20 protein-coding genes are annotated in these 22,170 nt (G+C 66.9%); 12 read left to right on the forward strand and 8 right to left on the reverse strand.

Annotation, left to right across the window (positions count from 1 at the left end; genetic code table 11):
• Positions 1-244: 244 nt before the first annotated feature.
• Entirely contained in the window at positions 245-5,755 is a 5,511-nt protein-coding gene (locus AB0I04_RS23205) for a DUF3320 domain-containing protein (RefSeq protein ID WP_360887808.1), read from the forward strand.
• Between the two features lie 101 nt (positions 5,756-5,856).
• Positions 5,857-7,548: a DUF6880 family protein gene (locus tag AB0I04_RS23210; protein WP_360887811.1), complete on the forward strand. Its 1,692-nt coding sequence runs from the start codon at positions 5,857-5,859 to the stop codon at positions 7,546-7,548.
• A gap of 227 nt (positions 7,549-7,775) precedes the next feature.
• Here the strand turns inward: AB0I04_RS23210 and AB0I04_RS23215 are convergent, their stop codons facing one another.
• Positions 7,776-9,908, reverse strand: a complete 2,133-nt coding sequence (locus AB0I04_RS23215; protein WP_360887813.1) for a DEAD/DEAH box helicase — start codon at positions 9,906-9,908, stop codon at positions 7,776-7,778.
• A 249-nt stretch (positions 9,909-10,157) separates the two neighbouring features.
• Here AB0I04_RS23215 and AB0I04_RS23220 point away from each other — a divergent pair, with 249 nt between their 5' ends.
• From AB0I04_RS23220 to AB0I04_RS23240, 5 genes are all read left to right on the forward strand, one after another.
• A complete protein-coding gene (locus tag AB0I04_RS23220; RefSeq protein ID WP_360887815.1) occupies positions 10,158-10,673 on the forward strand; it encodes a DUF4365 domain-containing protein in 516 nt (171 codons plus the stop codon).
• Positions 10,670-11,782, forward strand: a complete 1,113-nt coding sequence (locus tag AB0I04_RS23225; RefSeq protein WP_360887818.1) for a hypothetical protein — start codon at positions 10,670-10,672, stop codon at positions 11,780-11,782. Before AB0I04_RS23220 ends, AB0I04_RS23225 begins: the two co-directional genes overlap by 4 nt.
• Before the next feature lie 230 nt (positions 11,783-12,012).
• Positions 12,013-12,252: a hypothetical protein gene (locus tag AB0I04_RS23230; RefSeq protein ID WP_360887821.1), complete on the forward strand. Its 240-nt coding sequence runs from the start codon at positions 12,013-12,015 to the stop codon at positions 12,250-12,252.
• Positions 12,253-12,834, forward strand: coding sequence for a DUF6879 family protein (locus tag AB0I04_RS23235; protein WP_360887824.1), 582 nt, complete (start codon positions 12,253-12,255; stop codon positions 12,832-12,834).
• 84 nt (positions 12,835-12,918) lie between these two features.
• Positions 12,919-13,440 carry a DUF6082 family protein gene (locus tag AB0I04_RS23240; RefSeq protein WP_360887827.1) on the forward strand — a complete coding sequence of 174 codons (522 nt, stop codon included), beginning with the start codon at positions 12,919-12,921 and terminating at the stop codon, positions 13,438-13,440.
• Between the two features lie 121 nt (positions 13,441-13,561).
• Here the strand turns inward: AB0I04_RS23240 and AB0I04_RS23245 are convergent, their stop codons facing one another.
• Positions 13,562-13,732 (reverse strand): hypothetical protein, encoded by a 171-nt coding sequence (locus AB0I04_RS23245; protein WP_360887829.1) that lies wholly within the window; start codon positions 13,730-13,732, stop codon positions 13,562-13,564.
• On the reverse strand, positions 13,729-13,920 hold the full coding sequence (locus AB0I04_RS23250) for a hypothetical protein (RefSeq protein WP_360887832.1): 192 nt from the start codon (positions 13,918-13,920) through the stop codon (positions 13,729-13,731). The genes AB0I04_RS23245 and AB0I04_RS23250 overlap by 4 nt, the downstream gene beginning before the upstream one ends.
• Positions 13,921-14,081: 161 nt before the next feature.
• Between AB0I04_RS23250 and AB0I04_RS23255 the strand changes: the two genes are divergently transcribed.
• The 3 genes from AB0I04_RS23255 to AB0I04_RS23265 are packed head-to-tail and all read left to right on the forward strand — an operon-like array spanning position 14,082 to position 15,699.
• The gene (locus AB0I04_RS23255) at positions 14,082-14,351 is read left to right on the forward strand and encodes a hypothetical protein (protein ID WP_360887975.1); all 270 of its coding nucleotides are present in this window, start codon (positions 14,082-14,084) and stop codon (positions 14,349-14,351) included.
• Positions 14,320-14,946, forward strand: coding sequence for a DUF6879 family protein (locus AB0I04_RS23260; protein WP_360887835.1), 627 nt, complete (start codon positions 14,320-14,322; stop codon positions 14,944-14,946). Before AB0I04_RS23255 ends, AB0I04_RS23260 begins: the two co-directional genes overlap by 32 nt.
• 24 nt (positions 14,947-14,970) lie before the next feature.
• Entirely contained in the window at positions 14,971-15,699 is a 729-nt protein-coding gene (locus AB0I04_RS23265; RefSeq protein ID WP_360887838.1) for a DUF6082 family protein, read from the forward strand.
• 124 nt (positions 15,700-15,823) lie between these two features.
• Here the strand turns inward: AB0I04_RS23265 and AB0I04_RS23270 are convergent, their stop codons facing one another.
• The 3 genes from AB0I04_RS23270 to AB0I04_RS23280 all read right to left on the reverse strand — a co-directional run bounded on the left by AB0I04_RS23270 (position 15,824) and on the right by AB0I04_RS23280 (position 17,405).
• Complete coding sequence (locus AB0I04_RS23270; protein ID WP_360887841.1) at positions 15,824-15,994, reverse strand: hypothetical protein; 171 nt, start codon at positions 15,992-15,994, stop codon at positions 15,824-15,826.
• Positions 15,991-16,494, reverse strand: a complete 504-nt coding sequence (locus AB0I04_RS23275) for an ATP-binding protein (protein ID WP_360887844.1) — start codon at positions 16,492-16,494, stop codon at positions 15,991-15,993. The genes AB0I04_RS23270 and AB0I04_RS23275 overlap by 4 nt, the downstream gene beginning before the upstream one ends.
• Before the next feature lie 569 nt (positions 16,495-17,063).
• A complete protein-coding gene (locus AB0I04_RS23280; RefSeq protein ID WP_360887847.1) occupies positions 17,064-17,405 on the reverse strand; it encodes a hypothetical protein in 342 nt (113 codons plus the stop codon).
• Positions 17,406-19,315: 1,910 nt separating this feature from the next.
• Between AB0I04_RS23280 and AB0I04_RS23285 the strand changes: the two genes are divergently transcribed.
• On the forward strand, positions 19,316-20,356 hold the full coding sequence (locus AB0I04_RS23285) for a helix-turn-helix transcriptional regulator (RefSeq protein ID WP_360887850.1): 1,041 nt from the start codon (positions 19,316-19,318) through the stop codon (positions 20,354-20,356).
• Positions 20,353-20,514 (forward strand): DUF397 domain-containing protein, encoded by a 162-nt coding sequence (locus tag AB0I04_RS23290; RefSeq protein WP_360887853.1) that lies wholly within the window; start codon positions 20,353-20,355, stop codon positions 20,512-20,514. The genes AB0I04_RS23285 and AB0I04_RS23290 overlap by 4 nt, the downstream gene beginning before the upstream one ends.
• 139 nt (positions 20,515-20,653) lie before the next feature.
• Here the strand turns inward: AB0I04_RS23290 and AB0I04_RS23295 are convergent, their stop codons facing one another.
• Together AB0I04_RS23295 and AB0I04_RS23300 are read right to left on the reverse strand one after the other, a co-directional pair.
• On the reverse strand, positions 20,654-21,094 hold the full coding sequence (locus tag AB0I04_RS23295; protein WP_360887856.1) for a hypothetical protein: 441 nt from the start codon (positions 21,092-21,094) through the stop codon (positions 20,654-20,656).
• On the reverse strand, positions 21,075-22,133 hold the full coding sequence (locus tag AB0I04_RS23300) for a hypothetical protein (RefSeq protein WP_360887859.1): 1,059 nt from the start codon (positions 22,131-22,133) through the stop codon (positions 21,075-21,077). The genes AB0I04_RS23295 and AB0I04_RS23300 overlap by 20 nt, the downstream gene beginning before the upstream one ends.
• Positions 22,134-22,170 lie beyond the last annotated feature (37 nt).

Raw genomic sequence — 22,170 nt, forward strand, 5'->3', positions numbered from 1 at the left:
AGAGATATTGAAATCGTCTGACCGGTGCCGGAAGGAGCCGCGGAGTAGCCGGCGGATTGACGCCGCGGCCGAGCATCCCGCGCGGAAGGCGACGTCACGATACAGCATCGTCACTCGCTCGCGTCATGGCCATATGTCAAGATAGTAGGCTGCCGTCGGTGTTCGCGCTCTCCGACGGGCTGGACGTACGGGGAGGCCGTCCGAGGTCGGACGACTGCCCAGCCAATTTGATCTTGGGGTGCGGATGACGAATGAGTCTCAGCGTGCGCAGCTGCAGAGGACTCTGAAGTCCTGGCGGGACAGTCTGATCGATATCAGTGGACGCAATCGTCTACTGAATTTTCGTCACACGCGGACTGCCACTCTGGAGATCAAGCGGCCTGAGGCGTTGGCATTTCTGGACCGGCTTCAAACAGGCTGGGAATTCGCGGAGCTTCCCGAAGACGATGACGACTTCGACGCCGGCCTCATCGACTTCGCGATCGTCACCCAGAAGGAGACGGATGGCAGCCTGCGCTCGGCATTGCACCGGCTGAGGAGCATCGCCACCCAGGCCTTCAACGACACGGGTCTGTGGGTGCTCCAGCTGGGCGCCGGATTCCTCGACTGGCGGGAGCCGGGCTCCGAGGTCGTGAACAGCGCCCCGCTGCTCCTCTACCCGGTCGCTTTGGAACGTGACGAACACGGCGACTACCGCCTGCGCGCGGCGGAGGATGAGGACCCGATCCCGAATCCGGCACTGGCCGTGAAGATGGCCCAGCTCGGTTTCGCCTGGCCCGACCCGGATGAGATGAAGGATCTGCCGGGGACGCTGAACGCCGTACGCGCCGTGATCCGCGGACGCGACGGCTGGGAGGTCTCCGATCGCGTGGTCCTGGCGACGTTCCAGTCACACAAGGAGGCGATGTACCGGGATCTCCTCGACCATGAGGACCAGGTGCTGGACCACCCGATGGTGCAGGTGATCGCCCTCGGGCCGAAGGCTGAGCTGCCAGGGGACGCGCTCGACTTCGACCCGGTGGACCCCGACCGAATCGACGAGCTGCAGGCACCGGAACAGATACCACTCGTCCTCGACGCGGACACCTCGCAGCGACAGTGCGTCGCCGCGGCGCTCGACGGCCGTTCGTTCGTCATGGACGGCCCGCCGGGCACCGGCAAGAGCCAGACCATCGCCAACATGATCGCCGCACTGATGCACGCGGGGCGGAGCGTCCTGTTCGTGAGCGAGAAGGCCGCCGCGCTGGACGTCGTGCAGAACCGGCTCGAAGACGTCGGGCTCGGGTCGTTCATCCTGCCCCTCCACAGTCACAAAGCCACCCGTAAACAGGTCGCGACCGCACTGGGCGACGCCGTGCTCGAACGACCTGTCGCGGTCGGCCGGATGGACGACAACGGCAGAAGACATCTGCGCGGCGTACGGGAGCAGCTGTCCGCCTACGCCGCCGCCATGAACGAGGTGCGGCAGCCACTGAACCGGTCGGCGCACGACGTCATCGGCGTGATCGACGTGCTGCGGGACGTCCCCTCTCTGCCGGTCCGGCTGCCCGAGGCGCTGACCGGCGAGTCGCTGTACGCGATCGTCGCGGCCGCGGAACGGATCGCCGAGTCCTGGCGGCCCGTGGCCGAGGGCGCGCGCTTCGCCTGGCGGGGCCTCACGGTCTCCGGCTCCCCCCGCTTCGCGCTGGACCTCCTCGCCGAACGAACCGATGCCTTCGGCCGCCGACTGGAGACATATCGCGCGCTGGTCGAGTACCTGCTGATTGAGACGCTCGACGACACGGGCCAGGTGATCGACCTGCTCGACGCCACCGCCGATCGACCGCCGGTGCCCGTATCGTGGCTCACCGCCCCGGCGCTGGACCGGTTCCGTACGGCCGTGGCCGACTTCACGAACCGGCTCGGTGCCATCCGGACCGAAGAGGCGGCGCTGACCGACGAGCTCAGCGACCGGTGGGATCTGCTGCCACGAGACGTCGAGCCGGGCGTCCCGTCGGCGGAGGCGGCGTTGGCGGGGCTGGTCCCCGAAGGGGTCGATCCGGCGCCGTTCACCGCATCGCAGCTGCGCACGCTGGCCGACGAGTTCGAGGCAACCGCGCGCATGCTCGCCCGCCACGTCGACACGCTCGCCGACATCGCTGCGGACTTCGGAATGTCGGCACCGGCGACGCTGCCGGAGGCGTTCGCACTGCACGAGCTAACCGCCATTTCGCGCGCCACCGACCGTCCCGAGGAACAGTGGCTGCGCGGCGACGGCCGGGCGGACGCACAGCGGGCCGCCGACGAACTCGAACGGGACCTGGTCGCGCACGCGGCGGCCGAGGCCGCTGCCGCCGGCGTGTTCACCGACAAGGTTCTGGCCGCCACGGACCTGGCCGACCTGGCGCGAAGGTTCGCCGACGAGCATCACGGCGTGCGCCGGCTCACCGGCGCGTACCGCGCGGACAAACAGCGGGTCGCCGAGCTGACCGTCACCGGCGAATGCGACAAGACAGTGATCGCCCGTCTTCCGCAAGCGGTCGCCTGGCAGGAGGCCGACGCCCGCCTCCGCCGGTCCATCGCCGTGCACAGCGGCACGCTCGGCGGCTACTGGGCCGACCGCCAGACGAACTTCGGCGCGATCCGGCAGGCGCTCACCGCCGCCGCACGGATCGCAGAGCTGACCGCGAACGCCATCGACCGTACGACGCTGGCGAGCCAGGTCACGGCGGGTGGCCATGCGAAGGCGGAGACCGTCGACGCCGCCGACGCCGTCCAGGCCGAACTCGCGGACTGGTACGCCCGGCTCGTGCCCGCTCCCCGGCCGGGCGGCAGGCCTCGGCTGGCGCAGGGCACACTCGCGGACGCCGCCCGCTGGTACGCCGCGCATGTGGAGGTGTTCCGCTCCGCCGCGCAGACGGCGTCCCTGGCCCAGGGCATCTGTGCTCATGAGCCCGCGCCGACGCTGTCCCGCGCGCGGGAGGTGATCGCGCGGGTCCAGGCGCACCGCGCGAGGGCCGCGGAGTTCGAGCGGTCCGCCGCGGACGACCGGATGCTGCTCGGCGACCTGTACGCCGGCCGGTCAACGCAGCTGGATCAGCTGCGCCGTGCCGTCGATTGGGCCGCGTCGGTCCGCCGTGAGGACCGGCCGATGCCACCGGACACGGCCCACGCCCTCCTCGACGCCCGGCCCGACCCGGGACTCGCCCGCCTCCACGCTTCGTGGCGGGAGGCCCTCGACGGCTTCTGTGGTCTCTTCGAGGAGCGCCCCGACCTCCGGCGTACGGTGACCGGCGCGCTTCCGGACGTACGCGCGGCGATCGACGCGCTGCGCGCCGACGGTTCGGGGCCGGAGGAATGGCAGGCGGTGCGCGCCGGACGGGAAGTGCTGCGCGCGTACGGCCTGGACGACATGGTCGACCGGGCGGCGGCGCTCGGGCTCGACGCCGGGCGGTTCCCCGACGTGGTGCGGCGATCGGTGCTCGACGCATGGGTGGAGCACCATCTGAGGGAGGACGGACGGTTCGGTTCGCTGCGGGCCGTGGGGCGGGACCGGCTGGTCGAGGAGTTCCGTGACCTCGACCGGACGCTCGTCTCCAACGCGCGCGCGGACGTCATCGCGGCGTGCAACGCGCGGCGGCCGCGCCCCAACGTCGGCCAGGCGGCGATCCTGCGGAACGAGGCGCAGAAGAAGACCCGGCACATGCCGGTGCGTTCGCTGCTGGAACGCACGGCCGACGTCGTACAGCGGGTCAAGCCGTGCTTCATGATGAGCCCGCTGACGGTCAGCCAGTTCCTGCCACCGTCGTTCCACTTCGACGTCGTCGTCTTCGACGAGGCGTCACAGGTCCTCCCCCAGGACGCGATCAACTGCGTCTACCGGGCCGGTTCCCTCATCGTCGCCGGCGACCAGAAGCAGCTGCCGCCCACCAACTTCTTCGCCCACACCGAGGATGAGGACGACGAGTACGACGAGGAGGCGCCGGACTCCTTTGAATCGCTGCTGGACATGTGCAAGGGCGTCGGCGTCCTGCCCTCCCTGTCCCTGCGCTGGCACTACCGCAGCAGACATGAGTCGCTGATCGCCTTCAGCAACAGCGAGTTCTACGACGACAAGCTGGTGTCCTTCCCCAGCGCGTGGGACACCGGCGACGACTTCGGCGTCACCTTCACGAAGGTGGACGGCGTCTACGACCGGGGCGGGAGCCGGACCAACGCGATCGAGGCGAAGGCCGTCGCCGAACGCGTGCTGCACCACTACGCCACGCGGCCGAAGCTCAGCCTCGGTGTGATCGCGATGTCCGAGGCGCAGGCACGCGCGATCGAAGAGGCCGTCGACCAGGCCCGGCGCGAACGCCCCGACCTCGATCACCTCTTCCCTGATGACCAGGACCGGCTCAACGGGTTCTTCGTGAAGAACCTGGAGACGGTGCAGGGCGACGAACGCGACGTCATCCTGCTGTCGGTCGGCTACGGACCCGACGCGACCGGTAAGACGACGATGACGTTCGGCCCGCTGAACCGCCAGGACGGCTGGCGGCGGCTCAACGTCGCCGTTACCCGGGCCCGGCAGCGGGTGGAGGTCATCTCGTCCATCTCCGGCGGCGCGATTCGGGAGAGCGAGAACGCGAGTCTTAACCACTTCAAGCGCTACCTGGACTACGCCGAACGCGGTCAGGCCGTGCTGCGCACGGTCCCTGCCTCTGTGGAGGCGGGCCCGGAGAGCCCCTTCGAGGAGTCGGTCCTCGACACGCTCGGAGAATGGGGGTACGACGTCCAGCCGCAGGTGGGGGTAGCCGGCTACCGGATCGACCTCGCCGTACGGCACCCGGACCAGCCGGGCCGGTACGCGATCGGCATCGAGTGCGACGGCGCCATGTACCACTCCTCGCGCGCCGCCCGTGACCGCGACCGGCTCCGCGAAGGGGTGCTGCGCGGCCTCGGGTGGACGCTGCACCGCATCTGGGGCACCGACTGGTATCGCGAACGAGCCCAGGCCGCGCAGCGGCTGCGCACCGCCGTCGACGAGGCGATCGAGCGCATGCGCACGGAGTCGGCGCCGCAGGCTCCTGCAGAGGAAGCCGTCGAGCCGTCGCCCATCCTGCCCGAGACACCCGCCGGTACCGAGGACGAGGCGGCGCCCGCCCGGCCGGAAACCCCGGCCCCCCGGGTGCGCATGGTCACGGTCGACAGCGACCCGGACGCGTCGTGGGCGGTGCCCTACCGACGGGCCCACCTCGACACCGTGGCGGACGGTTTCTCGCTCGACCATCCGCGGGCGAGGCCGATGCTGACGCGGATGTTCCGCACGGTGATCGAGGCGGAGGCACCCATGATGCAGGATCTCCTCTTCCGCCGCGTCGCCGATGCCTGGGGCGTCACCCGGGTCGGCCCACGGATCCGGGAATCCCTGCAGGCCGCGCTGAAGGCCTTCCTCCGGCAGGACCCCGACGTCGACCGGATCGCTCAGAACTCGGCCGATCATGTGATCACCCTTCGCGGCCGTAAGGTCGTCCCCCGGTTCAACACCGAGGACGTCTCCCGGCGGATCAGCGACGTCCCCGTGATCGAACGAGAGACGGCCCTGTTGCGGACCGTCGAGGAGTCCCCCGGCATCACCGAAGAGGAGCTGCGCAGAGCGGTGGCCCGGGTGTTCGGCTGGAGACGTATGGGCGGTGACATTCGGGCCGCACTCACCGACGATCTGACCGGCCTGGCCGGACGCGGCCTGATCGAAGGCCTTCCCGATCGCATCCGGATGGTCACACCCGACTGAGTCGATCGCGTTTAAGGCAGGCCGGTCGTGGCGCAGTAGATCCCGCACGCATCCCGCGCGTTCGTCTGCCGGAATCGGCCGAATTCGCTTGGATAGTGCGCATGGTCAGCGTTCCAGCGTTCTCCAAGGATGACCTGCTCGACCTTGCGGGTGACCGATCGTTCGCGAGGGCTCAGGGCTATCTCGACGCGGTCGCCGGCCTGGAGGTCACCGAGGGCGGCGTCACCGCCACCGTCTACGGCAGTGACGACTACGAGGTCACGCTGACCGTCGATGCCGACGGGGAACTGTCCGGGGAGTGCGACTGCCCGTATGGGGAGGACGGCAACTTCTGCAAGCACTGCGTCGCGGTCGGCCTGGTCGTCCTGCAGCGTGGGCTGGACCTGCGGCAGGCAGGAGCCGACGCCGCCGGCCGCGGTCAGAGGCTGGACACCTGGCTGGAGGCCCTCCCCCGCGAGCGGCTGCTCGCACTCCTGCGGGAACAGATCGCCGACGACCGGAGTCTGCGCCGCCGCCTGGAGGTACGGGCCGCGGCCGAGCAGGCGGACGCCGACCTCGACATCGCATCGTTGCGCAGCCAGATCAGGACACTGCTCGATATAACACCGTTCGGCCGATACGGCTACGTCGAGTATGCGGACGTTGACGGCTATGCGGCGCAGGTCGAAGAGGTGGCGGGCGTGCTGCGGTCGCTGACCGCCGCCGACAGGGCGCCCTACGTGGTGACGCTGGCCCGGGAGGCCATCGCGCTCCTGTGCGACGCCTACGAACAGATCGACGACTCCGACGGAGCGGTCGGTGAGGCCGCCGACAAGCTGGAGACGGCGCACCAGGAGGCCTGCGCGGCCTCCGACATCGACCCGGTCGAGACCGCCGAATGGCTGGCAGACCACATGCTCGGCGACTGGTCGAACCTGCCCGAGATCGACCTCGGCGGCTACTGGCCCATGCTGGGCGACGCGGGCCAGGCCAGATTCATCGAACGGGTCGCCGAGGCACCACGGGGCCGATCCGGCTGGACCGCGAAGTACCTCAAGCAGGAGATCGCCCGTGTCGAAGGGAACGTGGACGCGCTGGTCGCCGCGCTCGCGGCCGACCCCGACCCGTTCGGCGCGACGCATCTGAGGATCGCCCACGAGCTCGACCGTGCGGGACGCGCAGCCGAGGCCTTGGAATGGGCCGAGCGCGGGCTGCGCGACACGTCCCGGCGGCCGCACGTCGATCCCCTCGCGGACTATGTCGTCGACCGGTACCAGCAGGCAGGTCGGCTCGCCGACGCGGTCGCCGTACGTCGGGAACGGTTCAGTGCGGCTCCCACGCTCGAGGAGTATCGGAAGCTGCGCGACGCGGCACGCACGGCCGGGTGCTGGGACACCGAACGCGCGGCGGCCCTGGACCGGCTCGAGCGGCGTACGCCGCCGGATGACGCGGACCTGTACCACTACGACGGGTCCGTGCTGGTAGACGTGCTGATCTACGAAGGGGACATCGACGCCGCCTGGCGGGCCGCCGAGGGACAGGCGAGCGAGCGGCAGTGGCTGGCACTCGCCGATCTCGTACGTGACGAACACCCGGCCGACGCGCTGGAGGTGTACCGGCGGGCAATCGAACCACGCACCCGCCGCACCGGGGACGGCAACTACTACGAGATCGCACGGCTGCTTCTGCTGGCCCGCGACTGCCATCGCCGGCTGGGCACCGAGGAGCAGTTCGCCGCGTACCTCGCCGCCCTCCGCACCGTGCAGAAGCGCAAGCGCAACCTGATGAGAATCCTTGATCAGCGCGGCCTGTGACCCTCGACGGTCACGGGGTATCGGCATCGTTACGGCCGCTCAGACAACGCTGAAGCGCGACCCGTTCCTTATCGAGTACGCCTTGCCAAGACTCTGCAGCCGGCCGCCTGGCATCGGTTGTGGTACCAGGCTTTGAACCGCGGCGTCACCGGCGCTCCGGCCGCCGGGGCTTTGGCCTCGTCCCGACGATGCTCGAGGGCCAGGCGGAAACGTCTGCCCCGTCCCGCTCATGCGATCGGCAGGAATGGGCTGGGCTTGCCGTGCCAGGAAACGTAAAGGTCATCGCGGGCCCGGGTGCAGGCGACGAAGAGGAGTGAGCGTTCGGCGAGCATGTCGACCTCATGCTGCATCCGGTCCACATCGACCGGGGTCACCGCCGCGTCGAAGGGGAACGCACGGTCGTTGACGCCGATGGCGGCGACGCATCGGAACTCCAGCCCCTTCATCGCGTGCATGGTGGCGATCCGTACGCCCTCCGCAGACGCATCCGGCCCGTCTTTGAGGGCCACGACCGGAATGCCTTCCCCTTCCAATCGCTCCTTGGCGCGAGAGCCCAGCTGGTGAAAACGTGTCGCCACCGCGATCTCAGAAGGCTCGACCCCGTCCTTCAGCCACGATCGGATCTTGGTGATCAAGGCGTCGATCTCGGCGGCCTGGATGCTCGCCGAAGAGACGGTGGGGCGTCCGCCATGGAGCGCGGAGCGGTAGCCGGCCAGCGTGTCGGATCCGCCGTCCAGATCATCGACTCGCTCGCCCGTCATGATGGCGGATGACCAGGTGAGGATCTCCTGGGTGCTCCGGTAGTTGATCCGCAACCGGCTGGATCGCCCGATGACCTTGATGTCCAGCGCCCGGAGGGACACCCTCGTGTCGTAGATCCGTTGATGCGGATCGCCGGCGATGAACAGATCATCGGGTCCTTCCGCGACCATTCCACGCAGCACGCGCCACTGCGCCGGATGCAGGTCCTGCGCTTCGTCGACGACCACGTGGTCGTATCTCGGCCTGGCGGTCTTCAGCAGGTCGGCGGCGTCGGAGCACAGCTGCAGGTACGTCCGCTTCCCCTCGGCGTCGAGCTGCCGTACGAACTCGTCGATCGCCCGCCACACGTCCACTCGCTGACTGGCCCGCAGTGATGCGCCCCGGCCGACCCGTGACGCCATGGCGTATTCCTCGACCGAGCGGATGTTCTGGGCCAGCACGACGTGCCGGAACTCCAGCGCCAGGAACTGCTCGTTCCACGGTAGGTCGAGGCGGCGGACTATCCGCTGCCAGCGCCGCCGTGTGTCGGCGTCGCCGTCCGAGACGAGGATCGGCACGGTGCCGTGCTCGTCGACGACTTTCCGTGCGACGGCGTTGACGGTCGTGATGTCCACCCGCTCCAGCAGCGCCGGCTCGTCGAGGAGAAGGCCGAGGTTGTCCCGGAGCGATTCGGCGAGCGCGTTGGTGAAGGTGGTCAGCAGGATCCGGGTGTCATCGTTCTTCTCCAGCAGATGCTTGACCCGGTGCAGCGCGACGACGGTCTTGCCGGTGCCCGGGCCGCCGGAGACCTGAGCTGCTCCGCTGTAGGACGGCCGGTAGGCGACGCGGCGCTGCGTCGGATGCAGGAAGATCCGCCAGGCGTCGAACGGCTTGGTGAGGATGTCCTCCAGTTCCTTCGGGCCGGACACCAGCGCGATCCGGTCACGGGTGTTGGCGATGGCCGTGGCGAGGTCCGGCGAGCCCGCCGTACCCTCCTCGGCCGCCGCACGCCGGGCCGTGACGACGTCGCGCCAGATTTCGGTCTTGTCGTAGCCCTCGGCCAGGTAGAACAGCACCTCGTACTGGTCTTCGGGAAACAGCTTCGCGAAGGCCTCGAGCTGCTGTTTGTCCACGATCGTGCGTACGGCGGGGAGCACGCCGTCGTCGATGCCGAGGTCGCGCAGGACGGTGTCGGAGTGCTTCTCGAACAGCAACGCCGGGGCGGACTTGGCGGCCTGCTGGAGGACGGGGGTCAGCTCTTCGATGGCCGCGATGTTGCGGACCTCGAGGCCGCGGGTCACCGAATTGACGGTGAAGACGCGCTTGACCGCCCAGGCGTACGCGTCGTCGTGTTGCATGACCTTCAGCAGCAGGAAGGTGCCGCTGCCGTCGTCGGGAGCGAGCACCACGCCGCGCCACGAGCCGGTGATCCGGATCGTACGGATGCGCGGGTCCCGGGCCTTGTCCACCTGTTCGAGGTGAAGCCCCTTGTCGGCGTGCAGTTCGGCCACGGTCAGCTGCTGGAACTTCTCCATCGCCGCGCGGACGCCCTGCCGGATCGGCTTCTCCAAGCGCTCGTACTCGTCGAGGAAGCTCGAGGCGAAGGCGAGCTGAGGCACTAATTCTCCCTGGACGATCGAGCGATGGCCGATATGTGAGGAACAAAGCGTAATGACGCAATGACAGCGCCTTGACTGCAGCGCGCCGACGCATGCCATCCCGAGCGCCCGCTGGCCGCAAGCGGCCAACCGATGACGTTACAGAAGACCGACACCCACGGACGACAAAAAGATGTGATCGGCCGATCACACCTTGACGTCTCCTTGACCAATACCGTAACCCTAGACTCGGGGAGGCGCTTCGAGTCCATGGATCGGAACAACCATCAGGGCGGCTACGGAGAGGCGTTCATCCGTGTGCTGATCGCCGCATCGGGTCTCCGGCTCGCCAAGCCGGAGCCGGACCTGGACGGCATCGACTTCTGCCTGTGGCCCGACCGCGTCGGCTCACTCCGCGGAGCCCGGTCGATGCCCATCAACGTGCAGGTGAAGTCCGACTCGGTGGCGGACGAGAACGCGACGCACTGGCGTTACCGTCTGGAGGTCCCGCATTTCAACGCTCTCGCCGATCCGGAGACGGTGTTCCCGACGTACCTGTTCCTGGTCGTCGTGCCCCGCGATGCCGGCGAGTACGCGATGGCGACCACGGACGGAATGCTGCTGCGCAGAGCCGCGTACTGGCACTCGCTACAGGGCGAAGACCTGGTAACGGGCGCGGCGAAAGGCACGAAGAAGAGGGTCAGCGTTCCCAAAGCCAATCTGCTGACCGTAGATTCGCTTCGTACGCTGGTAAGCGCTCCCCACTCTCGCGTGGAGGCGTCATGACGGCAAGCCGAGCGGAGCTCGAGCGGCTCACGCCTGAGGACATGGCGCAGTATCTTCGCGGGTCCGGATGGCGGCCAGCCGGAGACCTGAACGGCCGGGCCACGATCTGGGCGCTCGAGCCCGAGCAGCTCGAGGTGATCGTCCCGGTCTCCACCCGTTTCCGCGACTACCCGCAGCGGATCAACGAGGTGGTCCGCACGCTGGCCGAGGCGGAGTCCCGCCCCGAACCGGAGATCATCCGAAGCGTCACCGCGCCGTACGTCGACCGGCAGTACTTCCGCATGTTCCCCGACGCGCCTTCGGGGATGATCCCGGCGGCCGACGCCGCCGAGGCGTTCCAGGGCGTCCGAGAAATGCTGATCGCGGCGGCGTACGTCGAGGAGACCCGTCGCACCGAGTTGGTCCTGCCGCGCCGGAAACCGAGAGTCGTCGAGCAGTTCCCGGAGCGTGCCCTGGTCACGACAGGGCCGGGCAGCTTCGTCATCGCGACCCACGTCGAGCTTCCCCGCGCCCATCAGCTCTTCCCGGCGACGTCGTTCGAGCGACGCGCGCTCCTCAAACTACGGCAGGTCGTGATCAGCGCCCAGACGGCCGCCGCGCAGGCCGACAATGCCGCCGACCTCTCCCCCTTCGAGGAGCACTCCGAGGATGGCATATCGAGGACCATGTGCAAGGCGCTTTCGCGGCTCGGGGGCGGCAAGCACGACCGCCCGATCGAGATGCGTTTCGCGTGGGCCGGCGCCGCGCCGACCGGGCTGCCTGATAAGCCCATACGCTTCAACGCCGATCAGGTGACCATGCTGGGCCACGCCGCCGACGATCTGGGACGCAGACAGACGACCACCCGGGCGGAGATGCGCGGCAAGATCAAGAGCCTGCACCGCGAGGACCCGAACGAAGCCGGATGGGTCGTGGTCCAGGGAACGATCACGGCCGGGGGAATGAGCTACCGCCGCCAGGTCTGGGTGCCCCTCGGACGAGACGACTACGACCGCGCTCTGCGGGCGAACGGACAGGGCCTCGAGGTCCGGGTGGCCGGCATCATGACGCGCACCGGCCACCGCACCGAACTCCGCCCCACCGAGTTGTTCCGAGTGACTTCAACGTGAACTCAGAAACCCGGCGCGAGTTCCAGCGTGGTGCACTACGCGCCACGCTGCGAACTTCACCGCCTTACGTCGCAGTTGTGCTCTCAAAACCACTCGCTTTTCTTCAATAATCGAACAGCATGAGCATCTCACCGCGTTAGCCGGCCAAGGGCTAAATGCATTGGCGCTAACGCAACCTCATGTTACGCTGCGCGCATCCCCATCATTACTCTCGGCGAGGAGTGTGTCGCATGAACGCGGTTCGTCGTCTGGGAAAGACCCCGGCCGAGCTCGGCAACACCACCGGCGTCAGCGGCTCACCCGACATCTTGGAGCTGGATGATGGCGCCTTTGCCGTGATCGGTGTCGACATCACGGACCGAATCGGCGATCTCGACGTCATCGGCGCTCGCTGCGCTCCGGACGAGCGAGTGGTAAGGATCCCCCGCAACACACTCACCGCAGCCAAAACCGACATTCCAGAAGGTTAAATGTACCCGCCGGCATGGGCGCTTACGGACAGCGCGAGGCTAGATCTTGAGGAGTTCGGCAAGGCGTTCGCGGGCGCCTGGTTGCAGATAGAGTCGCGCTTCCTGAAGCTCGAATGCTGGCAGACATACCGCGAACTGGAAGCCAACGAGTCGCAGCAGGTGTACGAACGCGGTGATATCGAGAGCGCCCGCGAGCTCCTTCGCCAGGAGGCAGAGCTTGACCGACCGTTGTATGAGGAGGTCAGCCGGCGAAACATCGAGTACGCGCGGGTACGCCTCATACAGGAGCCACTGAGCGCCTATCTCCAGTATGAACTGCTGAGTTACCGCATACGCGCCGACATGGGGGAAAACATCGAGGTCGTCCGCTGCGATCCGGCTCTATACCTGCCGGACGAGCGACACTTCGACTTCCTCCTGTTCGACCGGCACACCGCCCTCATCCACGACTACGGTGCGGGCGAGGTCGGCCTGCAGGCCGGCGGATGGCTAACACACGAACCAAGTGTCATCACCGTTTTGGAGGAGACCGTATCGAGCCTCCGCCGAAAGGCCATCCCGCTACAGGAGTACCTGATCTAGATACGACTCGTCTGATCTGGATAGTCGCCTGCTGTAACGATCAAGGACAGGCGACCATCTTTGCCTGCCCGCTATGGTCGTTTGGTGAGTCGCCGATGGTCGAGGCCCGCAGCCATCGGCGCCGCCCTTCTGGTCGGCCTGGCGCTGGTCACCGCCAGCCTGGTTGTTCCTGTCGCCCTGCTCTTGCGCGTCGACGATAAGCCCCTGAGCCGTTGGTCCCAGATAGGACAGGCGCTTGAGCCCGTCGGCGTTTTCTTCTCAGGCGTGGCGTTCATCGGGATCGCCCTAACGCTCCTTCTCCAGAGACGCGAGCTACAGAACCAGCGAGAAGAACTATCCGTCACACAGGAAGAACAGCAGCGAAGCAGCGAGATCGCGCTCCGGCAGTTGCACACCGACCTTATCAAGATGGCCATTAACGACCGGGAGCTGCGCGAGGTCTGGCCACCCCTCGCGCCGGGCGTCGCCGAAACCAAGAAGGATCATTACTGCAACCTCATCCTCAACCTCCAAAAGGTTGCCTATGAGGCGCATACGATCGAACTGGACGAGTTGCGCGGCGCACTCCGCTATCTGATGGCCAGCCGCGATATGTACCGGTTCTGAACAAAGGCCCGCACCGCACCAGCCTGAACCGATCAAGGCAGGTGGAGACCCGAACTCCCGAATAGCCGAAGCGAAGACACAGCTCGCCATCGACTCAGCGTGTCGGAAGACCGGGGCTCCGTCACGCGTTCTCGGCGTGCACCTCGCCGAGCATCCGCCGTGCGTCGTCGACGTACTTGCCGACCAGCCGCCGCAGCTCGGCAAGCTCGGCGTCGCGGCGCGGGTGACCGACGACCGGCAGCTCGAGTGCCTTGCGGAGCTCGGCGAGCTCCCGCTCGTACTCGCTGGTCATGACTGCCCGGCCGCCAGACCGTCGGCGTGTGCCGAAGCCGGTTCGCCGACGGCGGCATTCAGCGGGAGTGTCGACTCATCGTCCTCGTCCGCCGACGCGGGTTCACTGCCCGGGGTTGTGCCGGGCGCCTCCGCCGCGAAGATGACGGTGACCGTACGACCGGTCATCACCGTGCCAGCCTCAGCCATCCGTGGAAATACTCGTAAGTCGGGGAGTGCTGCCACGAAGCGCTAAGCGCCGCAACTGGCGTCTCGACCACTACGGCCAGAGGACATCGGTAGAAGCTTGTTCCGCTCTCCATGGCATGCGACAGTTCTTGAAGGTGTCCTCACAGGCGGGGAGTCAGGCCGTGGCCCGACCATGGGAAGTAAATCCTCACGCTCAGTTCAGACGCCGGCTCGGTAAGACCGCAGCCGAGTTAGGAAACAGCCGCACCACGAACGACTGCCCGGACATCTGGGAGCTCGACAACGGCGACATAGCGATCGTCGGCCGTGACGTGACAACGGCATTCGCTGATCGTTTGCCACCGGATGTCCGGATCGGCGCCGACGAACGCCTCGTGGTCATTCCCCGAAACATGCTGAGTGCCGCCAAACCGGATATCCCGGATGCTTGAGCGCGTAAGAGACGTACCAGGGAAGACGCTCGACGTCGTCTCCTACCATGCCCTGCGGCGCCAGGAGACGGAGCACCTCACCAGACCGATCTGGAAGCTCGAGCGCTCCCAGTACTTCCACGAACCGGACGACGATCCCAGCTGGCAGGCCTTCCTCGCCGGCGACTGGTCTCGGGTGCTCACCGTGTTCGAGAACGAGCGAGCCGACGCGCGCAGCGAGACGGAGAAATACGCGCGGCAGGGCAGCGAGCTTCGCCGTCTGCGCATCGTCGAGCGACCGGTGTCACGGTATCTCCTGTGGGAGACGCAGTGGTTCAAGATCCTGGCTGAGGAAGGCACGTCGATCCGCGTTCTCAACGCCGAGCAGGTTCGCGACCTGGAACGTGACACCCCGATCCCTGAAATCCTGGTCGACGAACACGCGCTCTACCACGTCAGATACGACGAGGGTTGGAAGGCGTGCGGTGCTCGGCGCATCGACGACCCAGACGTCATCCGTCAGGTGATCGAAGAGATCGCGGCGCTCTGGAAACTGGCGGAACCCTTCCCGCAGTACTTCGCACGCGAGGTTGAGCCTCTGCTACCAACGAGGTAGCGACCGCGACGACAATTGAGCGGCATGCGCCAACGAATCGGTAACCGCAGGATCAGAAGCACGCTGACCCCGGTCGTACTACTGCTCATCATCTTGACCGCGGTCGCTCTGATCGGCATCTCCCCGATTGCGCTGGGTGTCTTCCATGGTGCCACCAACAAGTGGGAGCGGTTCAGCTTCATCGGCCAGACGTACGGCGCGGCGTCCGCCATCGTCTCGGTGCTCGCACTGGTCGGCATCGTTGTCACGCTGAGCTACCAGGCACGAGAGGCCAAGCTCGCTCGGGAAGAGACTCGACGCCAGGCCGTTGGCGACCTTCTCAAGATGGCGATGGAGGACCCCGACCTCGACGAATGCTGGGGACCGGTCCCATCACCCGATGACCCCAGAACGCGTAAGCAACTGCTCTACACGAACATGATCATTGCCGAGTGGTCGCTGTCGTTCGAGACAAGAGCGCTTCCCGAAGTGCGCCTCCGCGCCATCGCGAACGAGATGTTCCAAGGCCGCGTCGGACGCCACTACTGGAAGAGCGCACGAGAAGCTCGCCTCTCCACGTCGGCGAACAGCCGCGAGCGGCGCTTCCACGAGATCCTCGACGAGGAGTACCAGCGAGCACGACTACTGGCAACGCCCAGCCCGCCTGTTCGAACGACCGTGAAGCACCCTCTCGGCAAGAAAGCACGCCTGCTCTGGGCAGGACTCGGCGTGGCCTCCGCACTGCTCTACCGGAGTCTCCGCAGCCGCTCCTGACTGCCGGGAGGCCCCGCATCGACAGGCTCTGCAGCAACCTCGATGCATGGCGAATGGCATTCGCGGTGGCACCACTGACGGACAGACCACAGCCGAGATCGGATCCCCTCTATCCCGCGCGTCGTCACGAGGTCTCGTCGCCAACCTCGCCGACCAGCCGCCGTGCGTCGTCGACGTACTTTCCGACCAGCCGCCGCAGCTCGGCGAGCTCGGCGTCGCGGCGCGGATGACCGACGATCGGCAGCTCGAGTGCCTTGCGGAGCTCGGCGAGCTCTCGCTCGTACTCGCTGGTCATGGCTTCCCAGCCGTCAGACCGTCGGCGTGCACCCGAGCCGGCTCGTCTACGGTGGCAATCAGCGGGAGTGTCGGCTCGTCGTCCTCATCCGCCGACGCTGGCTCACTGCCCGGGGTTGTGCCGGGCGCCTCCGCCGCGAAGATGACGGTGACCGTACGGCCGGTGTCATCACCGTGCCAGCCCCAGCTGTCGGCGAGGAGGGATACCGTACGCAGGCCGCGCCCGGATTCGGCGAGGTCGTCGGCGTCCGTGACCACCGGCTCGGCTCGGCCGCCTTCGTCGGCGACCGATACGGCCGTACAGCCCGCGGCGTGGCGGACGCCCACGGCGAACGAACCGCCCTGGCCCGACGCGCTGTGCCGCAGCGCGTTCGCGACCAGCTCGCCGACCGCGAGCAGCACCTCATCGAGACGCGACCGGTCGGGCAGCAGGGCGGTGACGAATTCGCGGGCCGCGTGAGCCTGATCCCGGCGGCCGGGAAAGGTCCGGCGCCAGTACATGGCCGGCACGGTAGCGTCCGGCCGGGAGTGCACGAGAAGCATTGACACCTCACGGGAAGTCGTCGGCGGCGAACCGTTCCAGGGGGACCGCCGGAATGCTCCTCAGCTCACACCGGACGCATCGGTGGTCACAGGCAGTCGCGCCCTACACCCGCCGGAAACCGCGATTCGCACGCGTGGTTCGCGAACACCCCACCTGGGCGCGGTCCGCAGCGGAGCATCCCGGATCTGAACGTTCGCGTAGAGAACGGATCGACGCCTCGACCAGCGGAGATGTCCGATGGAAGAGGGGCCCCGACCGTACCCTCGATCGAAGGACCTGCACTTTCGCCGTCCGCGTGCCTACCGTCAGCCCGCCGTCCGCGCACCAGCCAGGTTTCATGTCCGCTGATCATCACCGTGGTGTCCATCAGCCTCCACACCCGGTGTCCGCTAGCACCCCCAACAAACCCGCTGAGCGCCTCAAGATCCCGGATGGATGCTCTTATCCCGGACGAATGCTCTTCGCCCGGATGGACGCTGCGCGGCGCTCTCCGTGCCGCACAGCGCGTTTCCGTCGCCCCAGTGAATCAGTTCAGGTCTTGCGCGCCGGCGCGTGCGGCGTACTCGGCGAGTTCGAGCAGGCCGGTGACGGCTTCGGCGGCCTTGGTCAGCTGCTCGGTCGCCGACTGCAGGCCGGCGGTGGCCTCGGCTTGTTCGGCGAACGTGGTGGCGGTGGTGCCGGCGCGGCGGAACGCGAGCAGTTGGTGCAGGCCGGTGGCCGCTGCCAGCGCGGCGTCCAAGACCTCCGCGTCGACGTCGGGCGCGCGCGGGTCGGGTTCGATGTCGGCCAGGCCGATCACGATGCCCATCGCCCGGGTCAGCAACGCCTCCTCCAGCTGCGCCACGTCCACGACCACACCTTCACTCATGGCCATCGAGGCTACCGGTGTCGTGGTAGTCATTTGCAGCCGCGCTGTGACCACCTAGCCATATCGTGACGCGTGGATGACCGGCTGACTCCCCCGGCACGGAGAGGACTACACAGGGCCGCGAACAAGTGAGTTGAGACTGGGAACAGCCATCAGCGGTGAGAATGATCACGGTGGCCAATCTGCGTGGATGCCCCAGAGGTCGGCGGTTCTTACTCGGCCCGAGGCACGCTGAGGCCACGTCCGACTGTCGAGAGTGCGCCGTCCGGGGGTTCGCCGACGTTGAATCCCGGCATGAGTTCTCGACAGGATTGACCTGGGCAAGCGTCGTCGGACTCCGAGTGTCGACAGACCTTTATCGACAAGATCAATCTCGCCGCTACGGCTGTCCCTGAACTCGACCTCGGTAACGGCCCTGGTGTACCGCCTGGAGCGCCACCGACGGTTCCGATGTTCCTCGACCAAGATCGACCCAATGCGGGCCCCGCCGGCCGCCGGCCACGTCCATCGGCCGAGTGGGTGCCTCGGCTTACGGGGGGCGCGGGAGGCTCGCGGCGAGGGGGTCACACCGTGACCGGGGTCGGGTTGCCAGGGCGAGGGGCGCGGGGGCAGCCCCCGCCGGCGCTCGCGGTCACAGCGGGCGGTACTCAGGTTACGGCACTTTCAGCATCCTTGATCACTAACAGCGCCTCGGGGGGCACGGTTGGTGGCGGGGCCGTGGGATCGAGGTGAAAGGGTGGGGCGGTTTGGTTTGAGGCTGGGAAGCGAGGAAGTGACGGTTGCGAGGTAACAGGCTGCTTCGGTTTGAGGAGTGGCGGGTTCTGGGGCGCTTGGGCGTGCGGTGGTTCGTCGACCGGTGGCGTCGCCGGCGTCGCTCGTCCGGATCTGCCGAGCGACGCTAGATCGCGGGTCCCGGGCGGCCGTCCGGGACCCGCCGGCGCGCTCACGCCCCGCGAGGTTTTCGCCCCGGCGTATCGACACCGAAGGTGTAGATGTCTATGTCCATCCGCCCAAGACGGCCGTGACGGTTTGGGCGGATGGACGCACCGATCCCCCTTGCAAGCGGGAGTTCTGGGAAGATTGGGCGGCGCCGCCTCGGGTCTACCCCATCCCTCGCCTGAGGCGGCTTCCCTGACCACCTCCTCGTTGAGTGGAGCTGCGGCCCGGCCCCTACTCGGGCTCGGTGTCGGTCTACTGGAAATGCCGGACCTGCGGTTAGCACGTCACCGACAAAGGCCCCGAGACCGGCGGTGGTCACGCCCAAGAAGAACGCGGCCACGCCCCCGGCTGCACCCGCCACGCCTCCGACCTCGACGCCTGGGAACACACCTCTGGGACGCCGACCCCGACGAGGACGAGCGGTAACAAGCTCACTCCACACTCGCCAGCGCGTCCCAGGCGAAGGCGGACATCCGCTACGGTCCTGCTACGCCTTCATCCTTGGAATCAGGACACGGGAGCTTCCACCTCATGGGCTCGTTGAACAGCCGGTCGATACCGCTGAACAGGACACGAACCTAACGAGACACCAGTTCTGTCGCGACAACGGCGGTCGACATCGCCACGCAGGCAGCCGGCCCCCGCGCGTACAGGCCGTACCGCATCCGACATCGGCCACCCGATCGCCGGGCTCAAGGACGAGCCGGTCGAGGATGTGACCTGTCATCCAGCCGATGAACTCGGGGCTGTACGCCCAGTTCTCGTTGTAGCTGTCCGCCAGCCGGTCATAGTGAGCCCGCATCTCGCCGTGCACCGTGGGCAGTTCTCCAGCCCCTCAACTCGTCATCGCACCCACCGCAACGGGGCCGGGTCGGAAGCTCACAGCCCTGACCGGACAAGGCCACTTGGGGAACCGAACCCCCGCGCGCACGGGTCGAACCCGGCTCGTCGACGGGCGGCGTTCATCGGGAGTGCCGGCCGGAGCGTCCCGGATCCGAACGTTCTTCTCTGGAACGGCCCGACACCCCGACCAGCGGAGATGTCCGATGATTCCGGAGCGTCGTTCGAACAACACATGCTGTAATCGAAAGCCAGTCCCCCATGTGATCGACGGCCTCGGGAGGTCGACGGTGACCAGCCCCTTCGTCCGCCGCCGGCGGCTCGCCGCGGAGCTACGCACGCTCCGCGAGGAACGCGGCATGACCGCCGACCGGCTCGCCTGTTTAATCCACCAGTCCAGAATGAAGATCTCGAAGCTGGAGAACGCCCACGTCCGCCCGGACCTCGCCGACGTCATGAAGATCCTCGACGTGCTGGGCGTGACCGGCGAGAAGTGGCACGAGATCGTCCGCATCGCCCGCGACGCCGCCGAACGCGGCTGGTGGGACGCGTACGGCGACGCGATGGGCGACCGGCAGCGGCTGTACGCCGACATCGAGTCCGGCGCGAAGACCATCCGCGAGTACCAGCCCGGCGCCATGCCCGGCATCCTGCAGACCCCGGACTACATCTGGGCGCTGATCGAGCACGCCAAGGCCGAAGGCCCGATCACCTACATCCCCGAACGCCTCGTCGAAGCCAGACTCCAACGCCAGCGCACCGTCCTCCGCCCCGGCGGCCCCGAGTACGAGGTCATTCTCGACGAGGTCGGCCTCCGCCGCTTCAGCGTCCCACCCGACGTCATGTACGCCCAGCTCCACCACGTCATCAAGATCGCCGAAACCCACGCTCGCGTCACGGTACGCGTATTCCCTGTGATCACCGGCATGGCCACGAGCCTCATGCCAAGGTCACAGCTGATCCTCTTCGCCTTTCCAGACGCGAGCGATCCTCCACTGGCAGTCACGGAAACCGTCTCCACAGACATCTTCCATACTGATCCCAAGGAGGTATCACGGCACCTACGGAGGTACGAGTATGTACTCGGTACCGCGCTCTCGGAAGTAAGCAGCCTTACTTACCTCAGCGAGCTTGCCGACCAGATCGTTAACGATGTAGAACTCGATACATGACGACAGATCTCGCAGGATGGCGTAAGTCGCGATGGAGCGAGCCAAACGCATCGTGCGTCGAGGTAGCAAAGCTCACTGAAGAAGCACCCGCCGAGCGCGAGACTCCCGCCACCGGCCAAAGCGCTCCAGTCCCCGCAACACCATGGGGCCTACCATGACCGTGGATTCCATACGGTAACGCAAGTCCCGCCGTAGGAAGCCGAACGAATCCTGCGTCGGGGTCGCAAAGATCGTCAACGAAACCGCTGGCAGGCGCCGAACGTCCACGGGGAGGCAGAGGGAATTTTGCCTATGCTCTCACGCCAACCACTCATCGGCCAGCTCCCGCGCCTCGCTTAGAAACGCGTCCAGTTCCGGGCCAGAGAACTGTTCGTCAACGATGAGACCGGCTAGAAGGGTCGGATATAGACGATACTTAGTTGCCGCATCAATGTCGTCGATTTCTTCGTCGGTAAATACCGCAAGAATGAGACGTTCGGCTATGTGCGGCTCAATCGAGTCGGCCAGATCTTCTGTACGTACCCTCACGTTGCCAACGAAAGCAACCACGTCGGGCTTCGTGCCGCCGTTGGCGAATCTACGTTCGACAGCTTCAGCGAATGCAGCGGCGAGCAGTGCCGTGTAACCAGTCTTCGCAGCTTCGCGATCGAGCTGACCAAATGCTCGTTTATGCCCCTCGATGTCTCCAACCAGAAGCGCGCGTAGCGTCGCCACCTGATCAGGCGTTACCGTCATCATCCCGCCTCTTTCTAGCCACCATCTCGCGCCCCCAATCATACAGCTTGCTGGCTACCACCGCTCCAGCAATCAGCGCAGTTGCCGCTTCCCCTGCATCGACCCCATGAGGTGAAGCTTCAATAATCGGCTGATCTGTTTTCGCGATGGCATGACTGCCAGTTGGTTGCGGTCGATCGAAAATACCGCCGATTGCATTGACGCCCTCTTGTGTCCCGTCGAGAGCGTCGTCACCATGCTCGAATAGCTTATCGCGTAGCTTTTCGCGCCGCGACCGCTTATCCTGATCGACATTTTTGTCCGTATTAGATTCTGCCTCGTCCTCGCCCCGTTCCGTCAACTTCTCGCCGGGCGGGAGATCATCGAAGCGGTCGACGCCTTCGGTCCATTCAGCGTCGTTGTCCCTGATGGTCTGCTGGAACGGCTCCTTGCGCCCCTCGACCTTGTCGAGGTCAGGCGCGAACGGGTCGATCTGCTCCCTGATCGATTTCTCATCCAGCTTGGGCGAGGCAAGGTCACGCTTGGAGTCGGACTCGACGGTTCGATCATTGGCGGCGTTGTTGTACTGCTCTGCGGCCTCTCGACTTTTGGCACGAGCTTCGAACTCCTCGCCCAGGTTCGCAAAGCCACCGTAGGACGGCGCCTGTTCCAATGAGGACGCGTATGCGTCCGGGGGCTTGTGTTCGTCGTCCTGCCCCGGACCTGTGTCGGCCGCTCCCAGCGTGGCGTCCGACTCCTTGCGATCCTTCTGGGGGGTGTCGTCGCGGTTCTCGCCACCCTGCTCATTCTGCCGGGGTGCCTCTCGCACCGGTTTCGGGGCGTCCTTGGACCCGCTGCTCCCGTCACTCGTCTCGGTAGTGCTCTCAACGGGCCGCCGACTGGCCTCCATCCCCGCTCGTCCTGCGTCGACGCGCGAGGGATTTACCTGCTCCTGCGGTCGGCCGGGCGACGGCTGGTACTCGGGCTGGTCGGGCTCTTCGTTGCCCTGATCCGCGCCGTCAGGCTCGTCGGCGCTGCCGCCACTGGTGCGGTCAATGCCCACGCCTATGTCCTCCCCCGCCCGGAGACGGCCCCTCTTG

Source organism: Actinoallomurus sp. NPDC050550, assembly GCF_040655075.1.
In the GTDB taxonomy this organism is placed as follows: Bacteria; Actinomycetota; Actinomycetes; order Streptosporangiales; family Streptosporangiaceae; genus Actinoallomurus.

Excerpts from the sequence above, each read along its gene's own strand:
- AB0I04_RS23205 (WP_360887808.1), top strand. The coding sequence starts at position 245 with ATGACGAATGAGTCTCAGCGTGCGCAGCTGCAGAGGACTCTGAAGTCC.
- AB0I04_RS23210 (WP_360887811.1), top strand. The coding sequence starts at position 5,857 with ATGGTCAGCGTTCCAGCGTTCTCCAAGGATGACCTGCTCGACCTTGCG.
- AB0I04_RS23220 (WP_360887815.1), top strand. The coding sequence starts at position 10,158 with ATGGATCGGAACAACCATCAGGGCGGCTACGGAGAGGCGTTCATCCGT.
- AB0I04_RS23225 (WP_360887818.1), top strand. The coding sequence starts at position 10,670 with ATGACGGCAAGCCGAGCGGAGCTCGAGCGGCTCACGCCTGAGGACATG.
- AB0I04_RS23230 (WP_360887821.1), top strand. The coding sequence starts at position 12,013 with ATGAACGCGGTTCGTCGTCTGGGAAAGACCCCGGCCGAGCTCGGCAAC.
- AB0I04_RS23235 (WP_360887824.1), top strand. The coding sequence starts at position 12,253 with ATGTACCCGCCGGCATGGGCGCTTACGGACAGCGCGAGGCTAGATCTT.
- AB0I04_RS23245 (WP_360887829.1), bottom strand. The coding sequence starts at position 13,732 with ATGACCAGCGAGTACGAGCGGGAGCTCGCCGAGCTCCGCAAGGCACTC.
- AB0I04_RS23250 (WP_360887832.1), bottom strand. The coding sequence starts at position 13,920 with ATGGCTGAGGCTGGCACGGTGATGACCGGTCGTACGGTCACCGTCATC.
- AB0I04_RS23265 (WP_360887838.1), top strand. The coding sequence starts at position 14,971 with ATGCGCCAACGAATCGGTAACCGCAGGATCAGAAGCACGCTGACCCCG.
- AB0I04_RS23270 (WP_360887841.1), bottom strand. The coding sequence starts at position 15,994 with ATGACCAGCGAGTACGAGCGAGAGCTCGCCGAGCTCCGCAAGGCACTC.
- AB0I04_RS23275 (WP_360887844.1), bottom strand. The coding sequence starts at position 16,494 with ATGTACTGGCGCCGGACCTTTCCCGGCCGCCGGGATCAGGCTCACGCG.
- AB0I04_RS23280 (WP_360887847.1), bottom strand. The coding sequence starts at position 17,405 with ATGAGTGAAGGTGTGGTCGTGGACGTGGCGCAGCTGGAGGAGGCGTTG.
- AB0I04_RS23290 (WP_360887853.1), top strand. The coding sequence starts at position 20,353 with ATGACGACAGATCTCGCAGGATGGCGTAAGTCGCGATGGAGCGAGCCA.
- AB0I04_RS23295 (WP_360887856.1), bottom strand. The coding sequence starts at position 21,094 with ATGATGACGGTAACGCCTGATCAGGTGGCGACGCTACGCGCGCTTCTG.